Source organism: Chromobacterium sp. IIBBL 290-4 (genome assembly GCF_024207115.1).
GTDB lineage: Bacteria > Pseudomonadota > Gammaproteobacteria > Burkholderiales > Chromobacteriaceae > Chromobacterium.
Genome location: NZ_CP100128.1, coordinates 429,948 through 450,095 on the forward strand (window position 1 = coordinate 429,948; position 20,148 = coordinate 450,095).

17 protein-coding genes are annotated in these 20,148 nt (G+C 63.1%); 9 read left to right on the forward strand and 8 right to left on the reverse strand.

Features of this window, described 5'->3' with window-relative positions; all coding sequences use genetic code 11:
* Nucleotides 1-8: 8 nt before the first annotated feature.
* Genes NKT35_RS01945 through NKT35_RS01955 form a run of 3 tightly spaced genes read left to right on the forward strand, consistent with a single transcriptional unit; the run spans nucleotide 9 to nucleotide 2,270 of the window.
* Nucleotides 9-1,019, forward strand: a complete 1,011-nt coding sequence (locus NKT35_RS01945) for a glycosyltransferase family 2 protein (protein WP_254298260.1) — start codon at nucleotides 9-11, stop codon at nucleotides 1,017-1,019.
* Entirely contained in the window at nucleotides 1,016-1,405 is a 390-nt protein-coding gene (locus tag NKT35_RS01950; protein ID WP_254298263.1) for a GtrA family protein, read from the forward strand. The genes NKT35_RS01945 and NKT35_RS01950 overlap by 4 nt, the downstream gene beginning before the upstream one ends.
* Nucleotides 1,406-1,460: 55 nt before the next feature.
* The gene (locus tag NKT35_RS01955; RefSeq protein ID WP_254298265.1) at nucleotides 1,461-2,270 is read left to right on the forward strand and encodes a ChbG/HpnK family deacetylase; all 810 of its coding nucleotides are present in this window, start codon (nucleotides 1,461-1,463) and stop codon (nucleotides 2,268-2,270) included.
* Here the strand turns inward: NKT35_RS01955 and NKT35_RS01960 are convergent, their stop codons facing one another.
* Nucleotides 2,271-2,948 carry a TIGR01621 family pseudouridine synthase gene (locus NKT35_RS01960; protein WP_254298267.1) on the reverse strand — a complete coding sequence of 226 codons (678 nt, stop codon included), beginning with the start codon at nucleotides 2,946-2,948 and terminating at the stop codon, nucleotides 2,271-2,273.
* Between the two features lie 176 nt (nucleotides 2,949-3,124).
* Between NKT35_RS01960 and NKT35_RS01970 the strand changes: the two genes are divergently transcribed.
* Complete coding sequence (locus NKT35_RS01970; RefSeq protein WP_305883462.1) at nucleotides 3,125-3,607, forward strand: pilin; 483 nt, start codon at nucleotides 3,125-3,127, stop codon at nucleotides 3,605-3,607.
* A 22-nt stretch (nucleotides 3,608-3,629) separates the two neighbouring features.
* Here the strand turns inward: NKT35_RS01970 and NKT35_RS01975 are convergent, their stop codons facing one another.
* Nucleotides 3,630-4,109 carry an acyl-CoA thioesterase gene (locus NKT35_RS01975; protein WP_254298268.1) on the reverse strand — a complete coding sequence of 160 codons (480 nt, stop codon included), beginning with the start codon at nucleotides 4,107-4,109 and terminating at the stop codon, nucleotides 3,630-3,632.
* Between the two features lie 98 nt (nucleotides 4,110-4,207).
* Here NKT35_RS01975 and NKT35_RS01980 point away from each other — a divergent pair, with 98 nt between their 5' ends.
* Complete coding sequence (locus NKT35_RS01980; RefSeq protein WP_254298270.1) at nucleotides 4,208-4,933, forward strand: putative metalloprotease CJM1_0395 family protein; 726 nt, start codon at nucleotides 4,208-4,210, stop codon at nucleotides 4,931-4,933.
* Nucleotides 4,934-4,937: 4 nt separating this feature from the next.
* On the opposite strand, the gene NKT35_RS01985 is transcribed toward NKT35_RS01980, so the two are convergent.
* On the reverse strand, nucleotides 4,938-7,457 hold the full coding sequence (locus NKT35_RS01985) for a heavy metal translocating P-type ATPase (RefSeq protein ID WP_254298272.1): 2,520 nt from the start codon (nucleotides 7,455-7,457) through the stop codon (nucleotides 4,938-4,940).
* An 81-nt stretch (nucleotides 7,458-7,538) separates the two neighbouring features.
* On the opposite strand from NKT35_RS01985, the gene NKT35_RS01990 reads away from it, so the two are divergent.
* The gene (locus tag NKT35_RS01990) at nucleotides 7,539-8,045 is read left to right on the forward strand and encodes a Cd(II)/Pb(II)-responsive transcriptional regulator (protein WP_254298274.1); all 507 of its coding nucleotides are present in this window, start codon (nucleotides 7,539-7,541) and stop codon (nucleotides 8,043-8,045) included.
* Nucleotides 8,046-8,121: 76 nt separating this feature from the next.
* Here the strand turns inward: NKT35_RS01990 and NKT35_RS01995 are convergent, their stop codons facing one another.
* Complete coding sequence (locus NKT35_RS01995) at nucleotides 8,122-8,805, reverse strand: LrgB family protein (protein ID WP_254298275.1); 684 nt, start codon at nucleotides 8,803-8,805, stop codon at nucleotides 8,122-8,124.
* On the reverse strand, nucleotides 8,795-9,238 hold the full coding sequence (locus NKT35_RS02000) for a CidA/LrgA family protein (RefSeq protein ID WP_254298276.1): 444 nt from the start codon (nucleotides 9,236-9,238) through the stop codon (nucleotides 8,795-8,797). Before NKT35_RS02000 ends, NKT35_RS01995 begins: the two co-directional genes overlap by 11 nt.
* A 103-nt stretch (nucleotides 9,239-9,341) precedes the next feature.
* On the opposite strand from NKT35_RS02000, the gene NKT35_RS02005 reads away from it, so the two are divergent.
* A complete protein-coding gene (locus NKT35_RS02005; RefSeq protein WP_254298278.1) occupies nucleotides 9,342-10,232 on the forward strand; it encodes a LysR family transcriptional regulator in 891 nt (296 codons plus the stop codon).
* A 38-nt stretch (nucleotides 10,233-10,270) separates the two neighbouring features.
* On the opposite strand, the gene rlmB is transcribed toward NKT35_RS02005, so the two are convergent.
* On the reverse strand, nucleotides 10,271-11,020 hold the full coding sequence (rlmB, locus tag NKT35_RS02010; protein ID WP_254298280.1) for a 23S rRNA (guanosine(2251)-2'-O)-methyltransferase RlmB: 750 nt from the start codon (nucleotides 11,018-11,020) through the stop codon (nucleotides 10,271-10,273).
* A gap of 61 nt (nucleotides 11,021-11,081) precedes the next feature.
* The gene (locus NKT35_RS02015) at nucleotides 11,082-14,324 is read right to left on the reverse strand and encodes a sensor domain-containing protein (RefSeq protein WP_254298282.1); all 3,243 of its coding nucleotides are present in this window, start codon (nucleotides 14,322-14,324) and stop codon (nucleotides 11,082-11,084) included.
* 283 nt (nucleotides 14,325-14,607) lie between these two features.
* On the opposite strand from NKT35_RS02015, the gene mfd reads away from it, so the two are divergent.
* Entirely contained in the window at nucleotides 14,608-18,012 is a 3,405-nt protein-coding gene (gene mfd, locus NKT35_RS02020) for a transcription-repair coupling factor (RefSeq protein WP_371926487.1), read from the forward strand.
* Between the two features lie 68 nt (nucleotides 18,013-18,080).
* On the opposite strand, the gene NKT35_RS02025 is transcribed toward mfd, so the two are convergent.
* On the reverse strand, nucleotides 18,081-19,307 hold the full coding sequence (locus NKT35_RS02025) for an IS256 family transposase (RefSeq protein ID WP_254293804.1): 1,227 nt from the start codon (nucleotides 19,305-19,307) through the stop codon (nucleotides 18,081-18,083).
* Nucleotides 19,308-19,506: 199 nt separating this feature from the next.
* Between NKT35_RS02025 and NKT35_RS02030 the strand changes: the two genes are divergently transcribed.
* Nucleotides 19,507-19,986 (forward strand): hypothetical protein, encoded by a 480-nt coding sequence (locus NKT35_RS02030; RefSeq protein ID WP_254298284.1) that lies wholly within the window; start codon nucleotides 19,507-19,509, stop codon nucleotides 19,984-19,986.
* Nucleotides 19,987-20,148: the final 162 nt, after the last annotated feature.

Genomic DNA, 20,148 nt, shown 5'->3' on the forward strand with positions numbered 1-20,148 from the left:
ATCGAACCATGACAGATACCCGCAGCGGCTTCGTCCCGCCCTATTTGTTGCAACTGCATGCCGCCGAGCGGCCGAGCGATCCGCTGATCAGCTGCATCATCCCGGCCTACAACGAGTCGGACAATATCGTGCCCATGCTGGAGACGCTGCACCGGCTGCTGACCGAGGCCGGCTACCGCCACGAACTGGTGGTGGTGGACGACGGCAGCCGCGACGACACCGTGCCCAAGGTGTTGGAAACGACCAGCCGGCTGCCGGTGACGCTGATCCAGCTGTCGCGCAATTTCGGCAAGGAAATCGCGCTGACCGCCGGCATAGACCAGGTAAACGGCGACGTGGCGGTGTTGATAGACGGCGACTTCCAGCACCCGCCGGAAATGGTGCCGGTGTTTCTGGACAAATGGCGCGAAGGCTACGACATGGTCTACAGCGTGCGCGCCAACCGCGACAATGAAACGCTGGCCAAGCGCGCCTTCACCCATGTTTTCTACGCGCTGATCAATAGCGGCGCACCGCTGAAGATTCCGGAAAACACCCAGGACTTCCGCGTGCTGGACAAGAGCATCCTGAACGCGCTGCGCCAGATGCCGGAGCGCAACCGCTTCATGAAGGGCCTGTACAACTGGGTGGGCTTCACCCAACTGGCCATGGAAACGCAGACCCAGGAACGCCGCGCCGGCAAGAGCAGCTTCAACTTCCGCAATCTGCTGGGCCTGGGCCTGACCGGTCTGACCGCCTTCTCCAATATGCCGCTGCGCATCTGGACCCTGCTTGGCTGCGTGATTTCCTTGCTGTCCATCGGCTATGCCCTGTTCGAGCTCTGCCACACCCTGCTGTTCGGCAACGCGGTCAATGGCTGGCCGACGCTGGTGGTGGCGGTGACCTTCCTCGGCGGCGTGCAGCTGTTGTCCATCGGCATCCTGGGCGAATACGTCGGCCGCATCTTCAATGAGGTCAAGGGCCGCCCCACTTATTTGATCAGCCGCATCACCCGCGCGGACAAGGGCGAGGACGCATGAGCCGACAGCTGTTCTGGTTCGGCGTGGTGGGCGTGTCGGCGATGGCGGTGCACTTCCTGCTGGTAACGCTAGCGCTGGTGCCGCTGGGCGCGCCGCCGCTGGCGGCCAATGTGCTGGGTTTCCTGCTGGCTTTCCAGGTCAGCTACTGGGGCCACCGCCAATTCACCTTCGAAGCGCGCCATGTGCCGCACCGCCAGGCGCTGCCGCGCTTCTTTGGCGTGTCCTGCCTGAGCTTCTGCGTCAACGAGGCCATGTACTACCTGCTGCTGCGTTTCAGCGCACTGGATTATCGCGTCTCGCTCGCCATCGTCTTGTTCACCGTCGCCGCGCTGACCTTTGTTTTGGGCAAGCTGTGGGCCTTCTCGCATGAGCCGCAAAAAAATTAACGTTTGGTCAAGCGCGCTTTGTAAACTTTTGCCTCAGTCAACAGTCATACCGTCCATGACAAAACGATTGACACTCTGCGCCGACGACTTCGCCCAGTCCGGCAGCATCAGCGCCGGCATCCTCGATCTGATCGACGCCGGCCGCCTGTCCGCCACCAGCGTATTGAGCCAATCTCCGCATTGGCCGGAACTGGCGGCCGACTTGCGGGCGCGGGCCGAGCGCGTAGACGCCGGCCTGCATTTCAACCTGACCCATGACTTCGGCCAAGCGGCCAAGCCGCTGTCGCATTGGCTGATGAAGAGCCAGCTGCGCCAGTTGTCGCAGCCCGCCTTGCGCGACGAGGCGCTGGCGCAGATCGACCGTTTCGCCGAGCATTTCGGCCGCCTGCCGGACTTTGTCGACGGCCACCAGCATGTGCACGCGCTGCCGGTGATACGCGACGCGCTGTTCGACGCCATCCAGCGCCGCTGGAACGCCGATGCCCTGCCCTATCTGCGCGCGCCGGACAAGCTGGGCCATCCCGGCGACAACCGCCTGAAAGCGCTGATCCTGCGCAGCGTCTGCATCAATTTCGACGAACAGGCCCGCGAGCGCGGCTTCGCCACCTCGTCCTGGTTCGGCGGCATGTACTCCTTGACGCCGCAGGCGGACTTCGCCGGCCTGATGCAGAGCTGGCTGGAGCGCTGCCAGGACGGCGCCTTGATCATGTGCCATCCCGGCCGGGCCACGCAGGATGCAAGCGACCCCATCGCCGCCTGCCGCGGCAAGGAATGGGATTACCTCGCCGGCGACGCCTTCGCCGAACACTGCCGCCAGCGCAAAGTCAGCATCGCGCGGTTTCAGCCGGCCGCCGTCGCCGCCTGATCAGCCTTTCTGCGGCCAGGGCTGATCCCAGGGCGCGCCCAACTCGGCCAATTTGGCCAGGCAGGCTTCAGACTGGAAACGCTCGCCCCGCGAAGGCGGACGGATGAATTCGAAAGCCTGCCCGTTCAGCTCGAAGCGCAAGGCATAGGCATGCAGATAGCCGCGATCGGCCTCGCTGCCGCCGTACAAGGCGTCGCCCAAGATCGGCGCGCCTTGCGACTTCATCGCCACCCGCAGTTGATGGGTTTTGCCTGTGCGCGGCCTAAGCAGGAATAAACGCAAGCCCGGCGTCAGCGAATAGCTGAAAAACTGGGTGACGGCGGGATTGTCCTGCCCCGGCGTCAAGCGCCAGGCGCCGCCTCGCCCCTTCTCCATATCGCCGGCGATCCGCCCCTGCTTTCTCAACGGCTTGCGGTCGGACACGGCCAGATAGTATTTCTCCAGCGCCCGCCCGGCCAAGGCCTCGCCCAATTGCCGGGCCGCCTCCGCCGAGCGCGCCACCAGGATCAGGCCGGACGTGATCCGGTCCAGCCGGTGCACCGGCCACAGCGCCTCGTCCCTTAGCTGCGCGCGCGCCGCCTCGATCAAGCCCTCCTCCTCGCCTTCGCGGTGGAAACTGACGCCAGGGTGCTTGTCCAGCAGATAGAAATCGGGAGCGCTGTGAACCAGATCAAACATGAAAACCGCCGCGGAAGAAGAAACGGGACATTATAAACCGCTCCGCCCCCGCCAACGCGACCTCCGCCGAATGGACAGATCGCCGCGCTGCCTGCACCTTGTGACGGGCCTCGCCGCCGATAGCTTTGGCGCAGACTAAGCTGCGCAAGCCATCCACCAGGCGCAAAGGAGAAACCATGCGGCACCGGCAAACCATAAGAGGCTTTACCTTGATCGAGTTGATGATAGTGCTGGCGATACTCGGCATCTTGGGCAGCATCGCCCTCCCGGCCTATCAGGCCTCGCTGCGCAAAGCCCATGTGACGGAAGGGCTGCAATTGGCCAGCACCGCCAAAGTGGCGGTCGCGACCTACCACGCCATCAACGGCAAGCATGCGGCGGGCGAGAACCTCCACGACCAACTGGGCTTGCCGCCATCCGACGAGTTCAAAGGCAAAGCGGTGGATTCAATCAGCGTGGGCGAGGAAGGCGTGATCAGCGTGGCCTACAACGAGAAAGTCCATGGCGGCGGCGACAACGCCGCCCGCTCCATCCTGGCGCTGCGGCCCGTGCTCGCCTCCGGCAGCTTCAGCTGGCAATGCGAATTGCCGGCCGAAACCGGCATCCTGGCCGAATACGCGCCAGCGGGCTGCGCCGCGAAAACCGCCCCGGGCTCTTGAAGCGGGCGGCGCGGCGCAGGAATCAGCCCATCGCCTCTTTCTGTTTGGCCATGTCTATCCGCAATTGCTTGCGCAGCTCGGCGGCGCGGAAGCGCTGCCGCTGCTCTTCGGTTTCCAGCACCAGCGTCGGCACCGGCATCGCCTTGCCGTCCTGATAGGCCACCATGGTGAAATAGCAGCTATTGGTGTGACGCTGGCTGCGCTCGGCGATGTTCTCGGCCACCACCTTGATGCCCACTTCCATCGAGGTGCGGCCGACATGGTTGACGCAAGCGAGGAAGGTCACCAGCTCGCCGACGTGGATCGGCTGCTTGAACAGCACCTGATCCACCGACAAAGTCACGACATAGCAGCCGGCGTAACGGCTGGCGCAGGCATAGGCAACCTGGTCCAGCAGTTTCAACAGCACGCCGCCGTGCACATTGCCGGAAAAATTGGCCATGTCCGGCGTCATCAACACCGACATCACCAGTTCTCGCTGCTGTTGGCTCTGCTCGCTCATTCCTTGCTCTCCGATATGCTTGATCAGGACATTCTGCCACGCATGCTGGTTTTGGACACGATGGCTTCTATAATGAAATGTTAGAAGGAAGCGCCCGCATGTCCATTTCCAGCATCGCCGGGAGCTATGGCGGCTACACGCCCGCCATGCACGGAGCCAACTGCCAATGCCCGGCCTGCCAGCAATTGCGGGCCGAAGCCGCCGCCGTGCCGGCAGCGGGCGCGGCGCAAAACGGCAACGCCAGCTCGGCCTCCTCCATCCCCGCCGCAGGCAATGCCAATGGCGGCGGCAATGGCAGCCAGAACCCATCCGGCCAGGGCGCCGCCCAGAGCGGCAACAGCGCCAACGTCAATCCGGCCCCCCCCAAGGCGCCGGATGGCAAGCCTTTGAACCAACAGCAGCAGAAGGAAGTCACCGAGCTGCAGTCCCGCGACACCGACGTCCGCCGCCATGAAGCCGCGCACCAGGCTGCCGGCGGCGCGCTTGCCGGCTCAGCCACTTTCACCTATCAGCAAGGCCCGGACGGCAAACAATATGCGATAGGCGGCGAGGTGCCCATCCAGCTCAGCAAAGGCACCACCCCGCAACAAACCATCCAGAATGCGGAAACCGTGCACGCCGCCGCGCTGGCCCCTTCCGATCCATCAGGACAGGATAGGGCGGTGGCCGCCGAAGCCGATCAGATGGAACAGCAAGCCCGCTCCCAGCTATTGCAGCAGCAAAGCGGCAATCAAAATCTCAGTCCGCTGCAAAAGGCCGAAAAAGCCAGCGCCCCGGCCGCGCAACAAACGCAACCGGGGCAGAATATCGACACCTACGCCTGAGCGCTCAGACCTGAACCTTGCGCGCCAGCCGCAAACCGTTGGCGATCACGATCAAGCTGCTGCCGACATCGGCGAACACCGCCATCCACAAACTGGCCACGCCCATCAGCGCCAATACGAAGAACACCAGCTTGATCAGCAGCGCCACCGCGATATTGGTCTTCAGCACGCGCGCCGTGCGGCGGGCATGGGCGATCAAATCCGCCAGCCGGGACAATTTATCGTCCATCAAGGCTGCGCCGGCGGTTTCCAGCGCGCTGTCCGAGCCGGCCGCGCCCATTGCGATGCCGAGGTCGGCCTGCGCCAAGGCCGGCGCGTCGTTGATGCCGTCGCCCACCATGGCCACCTTGCCGTTTTGCTGCAGCTGCTCGATATGGCGCAGCTTGTCCTGCGGCAGCAAGCCGCCGTGCGCCGTGCCGACGCCGGTCAGCCGCGACACCGCCGTCACTACCTGCTGGCTGTCGCCGCTGAGCATCACCGAACGCACGCCCAGCTTGTTTAGCCGGGTGATAGTCTGGGCGGCGTCCGGCCGCACCTTGTCCGCCACCGCCAGCACGGCCAGGGCCTGCTTGCCGTCCAGCAATACCAGCGCGCCCTCGCCCGCCACGTCCAGCGCCTGCAAAGTCTGCTCCAGCAGCGGCGTCAAGGCGCCTTGCTCATCGGCCAGCCGGCGGCTGCCCAGTTGCAGATGGCGGCCCGCCACCCGGCCGCTGACGCCGCGGCCGATCAATTCCTTCACCTGTTCGGCGGCCGGCGGCGCTATGCCGCGTTGCGCCGCCTCGTCCAGCACCGCCTTGGCCAGCGGGTGGGTGGAATGGCTGTCCAGCGCCGCGGCCCAGGCCAGAGCGGTGTTCTCATCTTCTGTAGACAAAGACATCACGCGCGTCACCCGCGGCTCGCCCAGCGTCAGCGTGCCGGTCTTGTCAAAGCACACCGTATCGATGCGCGCGGCCATCTCCAGCGGCGCGCCGCCCTTCACCAGCAAGCCGTGGCGGGCGGCCGAGGCCAAGGCGCTGACCACCGTCACCGGCGTGGCGATCACCAAGGCGCAGGGGCAGGCGATCACCAGCATCACCAGCGCGCTATAGATGGCCTGATGCCAGGGCTGCAGGCCGGTCAGCGGGGCGATGACGGCGAACAACGCGGCCAGGCCCAGCACCACCGGGGTATAGACGGCGGCGAAGCGGTCGATGAAACGCTGTGTCGGTGCCTTGGCAGCCTGCGCGTCGCGCACGGTGGCGATGATGCGCGCCAGCACCGAACCGGACGCCGCCGCGGTGGTCTGGATTTCCACCACGCCGCTGCCATTGATGCTGCCGGCGAACACCGACTCTTGCGGTCCCTTGTCCTTGGGCAGGCTCTCGCCGGTGATGGGCGCTTCATTGAAGCTGCTGTAGCCGTCGACGATGCGACCATCCAGCGGCACGCGCTCGCCCGGACGCACCCGCACGCGGCTGCCCACCGCCACCTCGGCCGCCGGCTGCTCGCGCCAGCCCTGGCCATCGGCCACCCAGGCGGTTTCCGGCGCCAGCGCCATCAAGGAGCGCACCGCCTCGCCGGCGCGCGACAGCGACATCGCCTCCAGCCGCTCGGCGATGGCGAACAGGAACAGCACCATGGCCGCCTCCGGCCATTGGCCTATCAGCATGGCGCCGATCACCGCCACCGACATCAGGAAATGAATGTTCAGCGTGCGGCTGGACAAGGCGATCCAACCCTTTTTCAGCGTGGGGATGCCGCCCAGCAGAACCGAGGCCAAGGCCAGCGCCGCCACCGCGTATTGGCCATCGCCCAGGCTCCAGGCCGCCGCTTCCGCCGCAGCCGCCGTCAAGCCGGAGGCCGCCAGCAGCCAATTGCCCTTGCGGGTGGAAACCACCGGCGCGGCCGCCTGTTCGGCGCCGCTCAGCTCCACCGCCTGCATGCCCACCTTGGCGATGGCGCGCTTGACCTCGTCCAGATGCGGCAGGTCATGCTGCAGCAGCAATACCCGTTCAATAAAGTTGAACTCTAGCGCCACCACCCCACTCATGCCGCCCAGCGCCTTCTCGATTAGCCTGGCCTCGGTCGGGCAATCCATGGCCTGGATTTGCAGGCGCGCACGCTTGGCGCCCTGCCCCTGGCCTAATTGCACCCGCGCCGGCGCGGCGTGCTCATGGCTATGCGAGCAACCCGCGCCGTGCTTATGGCCATGGTCGTGGTCGTGGTCGTGGTCGTGGTCGTGGTCGTGGTCGTGGTCGTGGGCATGATCATGCGAATCGCCATGCTCGTGCGAGCAGCTGGCGCCGTGCTTGGCGTGATCATGCGCCGGCTTGGCGTCATGCTCATGCCCGTGGGCGCAGCCCGCGCCGTGTTGATGTTCGTGTTTGCCATGCTCATGGCCGCGAGCGCCATGCTCGTGGCCATATTCTGTCGGCTGCAAAGCCAGCGCTGCTTCAGCCTTGCCTGAGCAGCAATCGCCGCCGTGGCCGTGGGTCCGATGCTGATGCGGATTGCCCGCCTTGCGATAACGCGTGACGCTTGACATATGCGCCTCCATTGATAAGCTGAGCCCATTACAAACCCTGTAGTCACTACAGGGTCAAGCATGAATTCAACGGGAGGCCTCATGCTGATCGGAGAACTGGCGCGGCAAACCGGCTGCGACGCGGAAACCATACGCTATTACGAGCGCGAGGGGCTATTGTCGGCGCCCAACCGCTCCTCTTCAGGCTACCGCCGCTACAACGCGGAGCAACTGGGCGAGCTGAATTTCATCCTGCATTGCCGCTCGCTGGGCATGTCGCTGGCCGATATCCGCAATCTGGCGGCCTTCAAGGCCGATCACCAGCACGATTGCGACGACATCAATCTGCTGATCGACCAGCAGATCGCCAAAGTGCATCAGCAGATAGAGTCATTGCGGCTGTTGGAGCAGCAACTGTTGGCTTTGCGCGACAAATGCCATGAAAAGCACCCGGCAGCCGACTGCGGCATCCTGCAAACGCTGGTGGAGGCGGCCGAAGGCGCACCCTGCGTCTGCCACACGCCTTTCGGCCAGGACAATCACGGCCACAGCCACGATCACGACCATGCGGCCAAAAAAAATGGCCGGTCCCAAAAGGGCCGGCCTTAATCAACGCTCGTTTTGGGGAAGAGGAGAAACCCACTGATCACCACCCCACCGGCAACCAGCTCACAACACAAACTCTTTACATCCAGTATCCGATCAAGGGCGCGGCGAACACCGTCGCCACCCCGGCCAGCATCATCGTCAGACTGGCCACCACGCCTTCTTCGGCGCCGATCTCAGCCGCCTTGGCCGTGCCGGCCGCATGCGCAGCCGCGCCGAACAAAGCGCCCCGGGCCAAGGCCGAACGGATGGGCAGCACCGTCAGCAACAACTGTCCCAACATCATGCCCGCCACCCCGGTCACCACCACGAACAAGGCGGTCAGATCGGAAGACCCGCCCAGCGTGTGCGACGCTGCCAAGGCGAACGGCGTGCTGATCGAACGCGGCGCCAGACTTTTCTGCATCACATCCGACAGATTCAGCCAGCGCGCCAGCTCCACCGAGCTGATCACCGCCACCGGAATCGCCACCAACACGCCGCAGCTGAGCGACAGCCAATGCTTGCGGATGATGGCCCGCTGTTCGTAGATCGGAATCGCGAACGCCACGGTCGCCGGTCCCAGCATCCAGGTCAGCCAACGCGTATCGGCGAAGTAGGTGTGGTAAGGCACTTTGGCCAACACCACCAGACCGATGATCAGCAGCGGCACCGCCAGAATCGGCGTGCTCCACCAGCTGCGCGTTTTCAGGTAATACTTTTTGACCCCTCCGTACAACACCACGGTGAGCACGAAGGACATCAAGGCAATCTCATGTTCCATGAACTTCCACTCCCAGCTGCGCCTTGCGATTGGAAGCGCGGCGACGCAGCCAAATCTCCAGCCGGTAGCAACGCTCCACCACCAGCGCCGTCACCGCCATCACCAGCGCGGTGGAAGCGACGATCACGGCCAGCAGCTTGACGCCGGCGGACAGGATCACGTCCGGGTACTGCACCACCGCCACCACGGCCGGGATGAAGAACAGCAGCATCTCGGCCAACAACCAGCGCGCGCCGTGACGGAACCAATTCACCGGCAGCAAGCCAGACCATAATCCGGCCAACACCATCAGCATCCCCAGCACCCCGGCCGGCAAAGCCGGCAGAAAACGGCGGGACAGCTCGCTGGCCGCCAGCCACACCAGGCTCAGCAGCAGGACCTGGAAAAAGGTCGTCAGCAGCGGCGACAGGCGGGAAAACATACGGCTGGCCATGATCGGCATCCATCAAACTTAGGAGTTGAAGCTAGTATAGCCAGCCTACTTTCATTCTAAAAATGAATTAAAATTATCAAGACGATTCCAAGAAGGAATGCAAATGGACATCCGCGCGCTGCGCTATTTCGTGGAGCTGGTGAAATGCCAAAGCTTCACCCGCGCCGCCGACGCGCTGTTCGTCACCCAGCCGACGATCAGCAAAATGGTGAAGCAACTGGAAGAAGAGCTGGGCATGCCGCTGATTCTGCGCGAGGGCCGCAGCTTCCGGCTGACCGACGCCGGCCGTGTCACTTATGAACGCGGGCTGGACGTGCTGTCGGCCATGCACCAGCTGAAAAACGAGCTGGCCGACCTGTCCACCCTCAGCCGCGGCGAGCTGGTGGTAGGCCTGCCGCCGATGGTGGGCGTGGCCTTCTTCGCGCCGGTGGTCAGCCATTACCGCCGCCTGTATCCGCAAATCGAATTGAAGATGGTGGAAGACGGCGCGCTGGCGATAGAAAACCGCATCAAGAGCGGCGAGCTGGAAATCGGCGTGGCGGTGCTGCCGGTGGACAGCCAGCTCTACGATCACTACTCGGTGGTGCGCGATCCCTTGTGCCTGGTAGCCACCGCCGGCTCCCGCTGGCATGGCCAGACCGCGGTGCGGCTATCCGACATCGCCGATCAGCCGCTGGTGCTGTATCCGGACGACTTCACCTTGAGCCGCCGCGTCGCAGACGCCTTTCGCGAACTGGGCAAGACGCCCAATATCGTCGGCCGCAGCGCGCACTGGGACTTCATCGTGGAGCTGGTGGCCGCCAATCTGGGCGTGACGCTGCTGCCGCGCAGCATCGTCGAGCGGCTGGACCGCGGGCAATACGATGTGATCCCGCTATTCGACAACAAGCTGTATTGGCATTTGGCGCTGATCTGGCAGCGCGGCGGCTACCTGTCCCACGCCGCCCGCGCCTGGCTGGCGCTGACGCGGGAGCGGCTGGGCGGCCAGGGATGAAAAAGGCCGCGAACGCGGCCTTTTCAAACGGGGAGAATTTACGCCTGCCCCTTCAGCACCCGCTGGCGGCGGCTTTCCGACAGCACCATGCCGGACGACACCGACACATTCAGGCTTTCAACAGTGCCGAACATCGGGATGGACACCAGCACGTCGCAATGCTCGCGCGTCAGGCGGCGCATGCCCTCGCCCTCGGCGCCCATCACCCAGGCCAGCGGACCGGCGGCTTCGAAGTGATAGAGGTCGGTGTCGGCTTCCATGGTGGTGCCGGCGATCCACACTCCGGCGTCTTTCAGGTCGCGCAAGGTGCGGGCCAGATTGGTGACCGTGATGTAGGGCACCACTTCGGCCGCGCCGCAGGCCACCTTGGAGACGGTGGCGTTCAAGGTGGCGGAGCGGTCCTTGGGCGCGATCACCGCGTGCGCGCCCATCGCGTCGGCGACGCGCAGGCAGGCGCCCAGATTGTGCGGATCGGTGACGCCGTCCAGGATCAGCAGTAGCGGCGGCTCGGACAGGTTTTCCAGCACGTCGTCCAGGTCCACGTAGTTCATGCTGGCGTCTATCATCGCCACCACGCCCTGGTGGCGGGCGTTGCCGCTCATGCTGTCCAGGCGCTCCTTGTCGACGATGTGCAGCTTGATCTTCTCTTCGCCGGCCTTTTCCAGCACGGCCTTGGCGCGCGCGTCCTGGCGGCCGCCGGCCAGCCAGATTTCCAGCAGGCTTTTCGGGTTCTGCCACAGGCGGGCGTTGATGGCGTGGAAGCCGTGTATCAGGCGTTTGTTGCTCATGGCGGAGATTCTCGATTCACAATCCCGCCATTTTAGCCGCAAGCGGCGGCAAGGCCCAGCTTTACGCCATCGCCGCCTGTTTCTGCCAGCGCAGCGCCTGCTCGGCGAACTCCGCCGCCGGCAGCGGCCGGCTGAACTGATAGCCCTGCAGCGTGTGGCAACCCTTGGCCTGCAGGAAGCTGGCCTGCTCCTCGCTCTCCACGCCCTCGGCCACCACATGGAACTGCAGCTTCTTGGCCATGGCCAGGATGGCTTCGGCAATGGCGGCGTTGTCGCCGTCCTCCGGCAGTCCGTCCACAAAGGAGCGGTCTATCTTCAGCGTGTCCAGCGGAAAGCGCTTCAGGTAGGACAACGAGGAATAGCCGGTGCCGAAATCGTCTATCGACAGCCATACCCCCAGCGCCTTCAGTTCGGTCAGCAGCTGCACCGCCTCGTCCGGATTCTGCATCAGCATGCTCTCGGTGATTTCCAGCTCCAGCCGCTCGGCCGGCAAGCCGGCCGCGGACAGCGCATCCTCCACCTTGGACAGCAAGGAAGCCTGGCCGAACTGCCGCGGCGACAGATTCACCGCCAGGCGCGGCACCCGCACGCCGGCCTCGTCCCAGGCCGCCAATTGGCGGCAGGCTTCGCGCAGCACCCAGTCGCCCACCGGCTTGATCAGGCCGGTTTCCTCCGCCAAGGAGATGAAACGCACCGGCGGCACCAGGCCCAATTGCGGGTGGCGCCAGCGCAGCAAGGCTTCGGCGCCTTCCAGCTCGCGGCTGTTGGCATTGACCTGCGGCTGGTAGTGCAGCTCGAACTCGTTGCGCTCCAGCGCCATGCGCAAGCCGGTCTCCAGCAGCAGCCGCTCGAAAGTCTGGGTGTTCATGCCGATGTCGAAGAACTGATAGGTGTTCTTGCCCGCCTCCTTGGCGCGGTACATCGCCACATCGGCGTTTTTCAGCAGGGTGCGCGCGTCCTCGCCATCATGCGGGAACACGCTGATGCCTATGCTGCCGGTGATGAAGACCTCGTGTTCTTCCAGGCTCAGCGGCTTGGCCAGTTCGCTCAAAACGGCGCCGGCCATGTCGGCCAGTTGCTTATGGCTTTCATAACCGCTCATCAGCAAGGTGAACTCGTCGCCGCCCAGCCGCGCCAGCAAGCCTTTGCCGCCCACCACCCGCGACAAGCGCAGCGCGATCTCGCACAGCAGTTGATCGCCGGCCTGATGGCCGAAGGAGTCGTTGATCAGCTTGAAACGGTCCAGGTCGATGAACATCACCGCCAGCTGGCCGTTCTGCGCCGCCATCCTGAGCAAAGCCGCGTCCAGATGATTGGTCAGGCTGCTGCGATTGGGCAGCCGGGTCAGCGGATCGTGGTTGGCCAGGAATTGCAGCCGCTCTTCCGCCTCTTTGCGCTGGGTGATGTCGGAGAACACCGCGACGTAATTGCACAGCGCGCCATCCTCGTCGCGCAAGGCCGAAATCGATATTTCCGCCGGATACCATTCGCCGCTCTTGCGCCGGTCCAGCATTTCGCCGTGCCAATGGCCGGCGGCGGCCAGCGCTTCCTGCATCGCCTGGCGCTGCGTGTCCATCCGGAAAATGCGCGAGGAGCGGCCCAGAGTCTCCTGCTCGGAAAAGCCGGTGATGCGCGAAAACGCGTCGTTGACGGCGATGATGCGCGCCGCCGAATCCAGGATCAGAATGCCTTCCGCCGAATTCTCGAACACCTTGGCAGCCAAGCGCAGATTGGTGTCGGCCAGCAGGCGCTCGGAAATATCCATCACTACGCCTATCACCGCCTTGCGCCCATCCAGCTCGAACAGCCGGCTGTGCACCTCCACATCCACCAGCACGCCGTCCTTGCGCAAGCCGCGCGTGGAGTAATGCATCACCGCGATATTGTCGCGGAAGCGGCGCATCAGCTGGTTGCGGATGCGGTCCGCCTCGCCCGGCGCCAGCACCTCGTTCAAACCCAGCCCGGTCACCTCTTCCGGCGCGTAGCCCAGAATGTCGGCCAGCTTGGGATTGACGTAGACCATCTTCTCATCCTGCAGGATGTAGATGCCCACCAGCGACTGCTCCACCAGCGCGAGGTAACGCTCCTCCGCCTCGCGCTTGGCCTTTTGCTCGCGCTTGCTCAGCGTGATGTCGGTGTCCACACTGCCTACGCCGGCCGGGCGGCCCTCGGCGTCGAACAAGGGAAACTTGGAAGCCAAAAGATAGGTCTCCACGCCATTGAGAACGAAATGCTCCTCAAACTGGCGCGGCGACAACAGATTCAGCACCTGCTGGTCTTGCTCGCGGATCTGCCTGGCGTCGTTCTCATCGAACACATCCTCGGGCCGCTTGCCCAGCATCGCGTGGGCCGGCGCGCCGACGCGATTGGCGTAAGCGGCGTTCACCAGCAGATAGCGTCCCTCCATGTCCTTCAGCGACATCATGGTGGGACTGTTGTTGACCAGCGATTCAATCCTGGCCTGGAACGTCTTCAGCGCGGCTTCGTCGCTTCGGCGGCCATCCATCAGCATCGCCACCAGCAGGCCGGACACATTCAAGGCCAGGGCCAGCAGCAAATCCGTCAACACATCGCCAGCGTGGCGGGGCGTCCACCCCAGCTGCAGCGTCGCCAAAGACAGGCATAGCATGACCATCGCCGCAGTCAGCGCCGAGCCTGACATGCTGGTGCGGCAAGCCGCCCAGAGAATCAAAGGAAACAGCAACAGTTGAACCGAGACGCCGAAGAGCTGGCCGCTGTAAAACCACACGCCCGCGCCCGCGGCCACCGACAGCAAGATCAGCGTCAGCTCGAGCCGCGTCGCCAGCGATCGTTGCGCCGACCACGACAAGGGCACGCAGACGAACATGGCTGATGCCAGGGCCAGCCATAACTCGGCGCCCCAGCGCCAAGGCGGCATCGCCGTGCCCGCGCTCAGCCAGGCATACAGGAATAATGGCGCGCAGGCCAACAGCGCCGGACCGAAAAACAGCGCGAACAACACCCGGCGCAATGCCTGCGGCGTGCTGGGCATGCGCCCGCCCCGCAGCCCCGTCAGGCTCAGGCCCGGCGCCAGCAAATATAAAGACGCGGTCAACGCCAGCGCCCATAGCGTCGGCATCGCCGCCCCCGCCAGCGCGCCAGCGGCCAAAGGCCACCACCAGCTGCGCCTCGCGTCGCTCGCCAGCAATTGCCAAGTCAACAAGCCATGCGGCAGCAAGGCCGCCAGCTTCAGCGTCGCCTGCGGGCTCTGCGGCCAGAGCGCCACGCAAGCGAGAAAGCTCAGGAAAACCAGCAGCTCCCTGACCCAAGGTGCGGTTCTCACTCTCTCAATTCCTCTTCACATTGTCTTCCGGCTCGGCGGCGCTTTGCGCGCCCCAATGCCCGTCGCGCCGCGTGGGCGCGATAGGATCATTATTATTTTTCCTGATACCGCACTGGCATTAAATTGCGTAAAACCTTTGTCAAAACGACCCAGCCTTGAGTCTAGCGCATACGATATCCGGGAATTGACATGACGGCTAGTTTTGATTGTCCGGCAAATGCGGGTTAAGGGCGCGCTGAGGACTGTTATAATCGCCGCAAGCCTAATTTCTTAGAAGCCAAGCATCTTGGATACGCTCCCGTCCCTCCCATCACCGGGCCAGAAGAACCGTCGCGGACGACTGCCGGACGGCCTGGACAGCCATGCCATCGCCGCGCTTGCCCAGCAAGGCCGGCCGCTGCTGATTTTGACTGCCGACGCCCAGGCCGCGCAGCGGCTGAAGGCCGAGCTGCCCTTCTTCGCGCCGGACCTGTCCATCGCCTTGTTTCCGGACTGGGAAACGCTGCCTTACGACCACTTCTCGCCGCACGGCGATCTGGTCAGCGAGCGCCTGGCCACGCTGTGGCAGATACGCCAGCGCGAATGCCAGGTGGTGATCGCGCCGGTCAGCACCGCGCTGGGCAGGCTGGCGCCGGTCAGCTACCTGCTGGGACGGACCTTCTTCCTGAAAACCGGCCAGCGGCTGGACGTGGAAAAACTGCGCGGCGACATGGTGTCCGCCGGCTACCTGCATGTCACCCAGGTGATGGCGCCCGGCGAGTTTTCGGTGCGCGGCAGCCTGGTCGACCTGTACCCGATGGGCTCCGCCCTGCCCTATCGCATAGACTTGTTCGACGATGAGATAGACAGCCTCAAGACTTTCGATCCCGACACCCAGCGCACGCTGTATCCGGTGTCGGAAATCCGCCTGCTGCCGGCGCGCGAATATCCGGCCGACGAAAGCGGCGTCACCGCCTTCCGCCAGCGCTACCGCGAAAAGATAGAGGGCGACCCGAGCAAAAGCCGCGTCTACAAAGACGTGTCGCAAGGGCTGTGGCCGGCCGGCATCGAGTACTACCTGCCGCTGTTCTTCGACGAAACCGCCACCTTGTTCGACTACGTCGGCGACGACGCGCTGGTGGTGCAGCACCACGACGTGCAGGCCGCGGCGGAAACCTTCTGGCGCGACGCGCAAAGCCGCCACGAGATGGCCCGCGGCGACGCCGAGCGTCCGGTGCTGCCGCCGGCCGACATCTTCCTGCGGCCCGACGAGCTGATGGCCAGGCTCAAGCCGTATGCCCGCATCGAACTGGCCGCCGATGGCGAGGCGGCGCCCGGCTGCGCGCAGCTGCCGGAACTGGCGGTAGACCGCCGCGCCGACGCGCCGCTGCACAAGCTGCAAGCCTTCATCGCCGCCGGCGGCAAACGCATTCTGCTTGCCGCGGAAAGCCTGGGGCGGCGCGAAACCATGCTCAGCTTTCTGGCCGAACACGGCGTCAAGCCGACGCCGGTGGACAGCTGGGCCGATTTTTCCAGCGGCAAGATGGCGCTGGCCTTGACCGTCTCGCCGCTGTACTCCGGCTTCGCGCTGGCCGATCCGGCCCTGGCGGTGGTGACCGAGAGCGAGCTGTACCAGCACGTCGCCCGCAGCCACACCCGCCGCAAAGCCAGCCGCGCCGGCTCCGACGCCATGTTGCGCGACCTGGCCGAAGTAAAGGCCGGCGACCCGGTGGTGCATGAGGCGCACGGCATCGGCCGCTATGTCGGCCTGGTGGCCATGGACCTGGGCGAAGGCGAAACCGAGCTGATGCAGCTGGAGTACGCCGACAGCGCCACGCTGTACGTGCCGGTGTCGCAACTGCAGCTGATCTCGCGCTACGCCGGCGGCGCCACCGACAACATCCAGTTGCACAAGCTGGGCAACCCGGCCTGGGACAAGGCCAAGAAGCGGGCCGCGGAAAAAGCGCGCGACACCGCGGCCGAGCTGCTGAACCTGTACGCCCAACGCGCGGCGCGCGAGGGTCACAGCTTCGAACTGTCCCATGCCGACTACGCCGCCTTCGCCGCCGGTTTCGGCTTCGAGGAAACGCCGGACCAGGCCACCGCCATCGAGGCGGTGATCCAGGACATGTGCTCCGGCAAGCCCATGGACCGGCTGGTCTGCGGCGACGTCGGTTTCGGCAAGACCGAAGTGGCCTTGCGCGCCGCCTTCGTCGCGGTGATGGGCGGCAAGCAGGTGGCGGTGCTGGTGCCCACCACGCTGCTGGCCGAACAGCATTTCCAGAACTTCTCCGACCGTTTCGCCGACTGGCCGGTGCGCATCGCCGAGCTGTCGCGCTTCAAGAGCGGCAAGGAAACCAAGCAAGCGCTGGCCGGCCTGAGCGAAGGCAGCGTCGACATCGTCATCGGCACCCACAAGCTGGTGCAGCCGGACGTGGAGTTCAAGAACCTGGGCCTGGTCATCATCGACGAGGAACACCGCTTCGGCGTGCGGCAGAAAGAACAGCTGAAGCGGCTGCGCGCCAATGTGGACGTGCTGACGCTGACCGCGACGCCGATCCCGCGCACGCTGTCGATGGCGCTGGAAGGCCTGCGCGACTTCTCCGCCATCGCCACCGCGCCATCGCGCCGGCTGGCGGTGAAAACCTTCGTCAGCCCCTTGAGCAACGGCGTAATCCGCGAGGCGGTGCTGCGCGAGCTGAAACGCGGCGGCCAGGTGTTCTTCCTGCACAATGAAGTCGACACCATAGAGAATATGCGCGAAAAGCTGGCGGAGCTGATTCCGGAGGCGCGCATCGCCGTGGCCCACGGCCAGTTGCGCGAGCGCGAGCTGGAACAGGTGATGCGCGACTTCCTGCAGCAGCGCTTCAACCTGCTGCTGTGCTCCACCATCATCGAAACCGGCATCGACATCCCCAACGCCAACACGATACTGATCAACCGCGCCGATAAATTCGGCCTGGCGCAGCTGCACCAGCTGCGCGGCCGCGTCGGCCGTTCGCACCACCAGGCCTATGCCTATCTGCTGACACCGGACGGCATGACCCGCGACGCGCAAAAGCGGCTGGAGGCCATCCAGCTGTCCGGCGAGCTGGGCGCGGGCTTCTACCTGGCGATGCATGACCTGGAAATCCGCGGCGCCGGCGAGGTGCTGGGCGAGGGCCAGTCGGGCGAGATGCAGGAGGTCGGTTTCAGCCTGTTCACCGAGATGCTGAAGCAGGCGGTGCGCGATCTGAAAAAGGGCCGCGCGCCGGACCTGGACGCGCCGCTGGGCGTCACCACCGAGATCAATCTGCACAGCCCGGCGCTGCTGCCGGACGCCTTCTGCCCGGATGTGCATGAGCGGCTGTTGATCTACAAGCGGCTGGCCAGCTGCGAAACCGAGGCAGAGATCGACGACATCCACGAGGAGTTGATCGACCGCTTCGGCCTGCCGCCGCAGAGCGTGAAGACGCTGATCGAAAGCCATCGTCTGCGTCTGGTCGCCAAGGAGTTGGGCGTGCAGAAGCTGGACGCCAGCGAGGTGGCGGTGCAGATCACTTTCATCAAGAACCCGCCTATCGATCCGGTGAAGATCATCATGCTGATTCAGAGCAAGAAGAATTACCGTTTGGCGGGGCAGGATAAGTTGCGGGTGGAGCAGGCGCTGCCGGAGGTGGCGCAGAGGATTGTGAAGGTGAAGGAGGTGTTGAAGGAGTTGGGCGCGTAGGCACCCAGCTTGTTTTCAAGAACTCAACAATGGGGCGTGTCCTAATTTTTGTGTAAACGGGGTTTGGGTTACGCCTGTGGAATGCGTTCCTCGAACTGAATGGTAAAGCGAGTCAGCGCTGCCTTCCAATCCCGAATCGGCATGGTCCACTTCTGACTGATGTTCCTTAGCGCCAGATAGAACAGTTTCAGCAATGCCTCATCACTCGGGAACGAGCCCCGATTCTTGGTCAGCTTTCGCAGACTCATATTCACCGACTCGATGGCATTAGTGGTGTAGATCACTTTCCTGATCTCCGGCGGGTAGTCGAAGAATGGCGTCAACCGAGCCCAGTTGCGCCGCCAGGACTGACCAATTGGCAAATACTCGTCATCCCACTTGGCCTCAAACTCACCTAGCCGCTGCTCAGCTTCGTCGAGGGTGGCCGATTGGTAGATTCGCTTCAGGTCGGCGGCTACTTCAGCACGCCGCTTCCACGACACGTAGTTCAGGCTGTGTCGCACCATGTGCACGATGCACAACTGCACCGCTGCTTTCGGGAAGACCGCCTCGATCGCTTCCGGGAAACCCTTCAGACCATCGACGCAGGCGATAAAGATGTCCTGTACGCCCCGGTTACGCAGCTCGGTCACGACCTGAAGCCAAAACTTGGCTCCTTCCGTCTGAGCCAGCCACATCCCCAGAACCTCCTTCTCTCCAGCCAGGGTAATACCGATGGCGAGATAGACGGCTTTCACACGTACAGCTCCCTCACGTACTTTCACGTGGATGCAGTCGAGGTAGATGATCGGATAGAGCGAGTCCAGGGGGCGAGCCTGCCACGCCTTGACCTCTTCTGTGACGGAATCGGTGATGGAGGAGATCAGGCTGGGCGAGACCTCGGTGCCGTACATCTCTTCCAGATGGGCCTGGATTTCCCGAACAGTCATACCACGGGCGTAAAGCGAGATGACTTTGTCGTCGAAGCCGGTCCAGCGGGTCTGGTGCTTGGGAATGAGTTGCGGCTCGAAGGTACCCTGGCGGTCTCGTGGCACTTCGATAGGCAATTCGCCGAACTCGCCCTTGAGGGTCTTGCGGCTCTTGCCGTTCCGGGTGTTGCCGGCTGGATTGAGCACCGGCTCGTGTTTGCTATGGCCGAGGTGTGCGGCCATCTCAGCATCCAGTGCTTTCTCGACCAGCAGCTTGGTCAGTTGCTTGAGTAGGCCGTTCTCACCGATGAGGTCTTCGGGCTTCTGATAGTCGGCCAGCAAGCTGTCCAGTAGTGTGTCAGGTACGTCGTGTTTCTTTGAGCTCATTGTGTCTCCAGACTAGGTGGCAGTTTCCTGCCAAATGTCCGTTTACACAAAATTCAGTACACGCCCCAACAATGGCCGACTTAATAAAGTCGGCCATTTCTGCATCTAGCACACCAAGTCAAAATTATCACGTCTTGCCCATAAGCAATCAATAGTGGCAAATACTATAATAATAGCCCACATTGCTTTCGAGGCATCTATGAGCAAGGCAAAATCATTACTAGCCATACTGGCAATAGGCACCTTCTCCATCGCACATGCAGATCACTACACAGTAGAATTCCAATCACTGAAAGATAAAATTGACAAAGAAATTTCCAAAAGAAATCATCTACTAGACAAGCTAAAAATTAACACCAGCCCCGATACTATCCTGCTAGAGTCATTTAATCTAAACGAGTTATCAATAGAGTACTTGCTAGAAATAACCACAACATTTCTTTCAAAAAACAACCCATCACTCAACTCAGAAACATCTAAAAATATCGAAAAATTCAGAGAAGCAGCCACGAATCTTTGCACAGCTCAAAAGCTACAAATGCTGGAAATCTCCCAAAAAATACAAGACCAAAAAATTAAAAACGAGGCTAACATCCAATTAGAAAATACCAGACAAGCCTGTGATAGATTTGCTGGTTTTATCATTCATGAAGATAGACGAATTGAAAAAATTTACTGATCTTTATAGCATCCGCTACGCGGATGATGATTAAGCGCCGATTCCACCCGGCAAACGGCACCCAATCATCGTCCGCAAAGCGGACACAATCCTCCACTCAGCCCACCAAGCATCGCTCCGCATTAGCTGAACCTATGCGACGAACCCTCTTCCCCTTCAGCA

Bases quoted from the DNA above. Each gene is read 5' to 3' on its own strand.
- NKT35_RS01945 (WP_254298260.1), top strand. From the start codon at position 9: ATGACAGATACCCGCAGCGGCTTCGTCCCGCCCTATTTGTTGCAACTG.
- NKT35_RS01950 (WP_254298263.1), top strand. From the start codon at position 1,016: ATGAGCCGACAGCTGTTCTGGTTCGGCGTGGTGGGCGTGTCGGCGATG.
- NKT35_RS01955 (WP_254298265.1), top strand. From the start codon at position 1,461: ATGACAAAACGATTGACACTCTGCGCCGACGACTTCGCCCAGTCCGGC.
- NKT35_RS01960 (WP_254298267.1), bottom strand. From the start codon at position 2,948: ATGTTTGATCTGGTTCACAGCGCTCCCGATTTCTATCTGCTGGACAAG.
- NKT35_RS01970 (WP_305883462.1), top strand. From the start codon at position 3,125: ATGCGGCACCGGCAAACCATAAGAGGCTTTACCTTGATCGAGTTGATG.
- NKT35_RS01975 (WP_254298268.1), bottom strand. From the start codon at position 4,109: ATGAGCGAGCAGAGCCAACAGCAGCGAGAACTGGTGATGTCGGTGTTG.
- NKT35_RS01980 (WP_254298270.1), top strand. From the start codon at position 4,208: ATGTCCATTTCCAGCATCGCCGGGAGCTATGGCGGCTACACGCCCGCC.
- NKT35_RS01985 (WP_254298272.1), bottom strand. From the start codon at position 7,457: ATGTCAAGCGTCACGCGTTATCGCAAGGCGGGCAATCCGCATCAGCAT.
- NKT35_RS01990 (WP_254298274.1), top strand. From the start codon at position 7,539: ATGCTGATCGGAGAACTGGCGCGGCAAACCGGCTGCGACGCGGAAACC.
- NKT35_RS01995 (WP_254298275.1), bottom strand. From the start codon at position 8,805: ATGGAACATGAGATTGCCTTGATGTCCTTCGTGCTCACCGTGGTGTTG.
- NKT35_RS02000 (WP_254298276.1), bottom strand. From the start codon at position 9,238: ATGGCCAGCCGTATGTTTTCCCGCCTGTCGCCGCTGCTGACGACCTTT.
- NKT35_RS02005 (WP_254298278.1), top strand. From the start codon at position 9,342: ATGGACATCCGCGCGCTGCGCTATTTCGTGGAGCTGGTGAAATGCCAA.
- rlmB (WP_254298280.1), bottom strand. From the start codon at position 11,020: ATGAGCAACAAACGCCTGATACACGGCTTCCACGCCATCAACGCCCGC.
- NKT35_RS02025 (WP_254293804.1), bottom strand. From the start codon at position 19,307: ATGAGCTCAAAGAAACACGACGTACCTGACACACTACTGGACAGCTTG.
- NKT35_RS02030 (WP_254298284.1), top strand. From the start codon at position 19,507: ATGAGCAAGGCAAAATCATTACTAGCCATACTGGCAATAGGCACCTTC.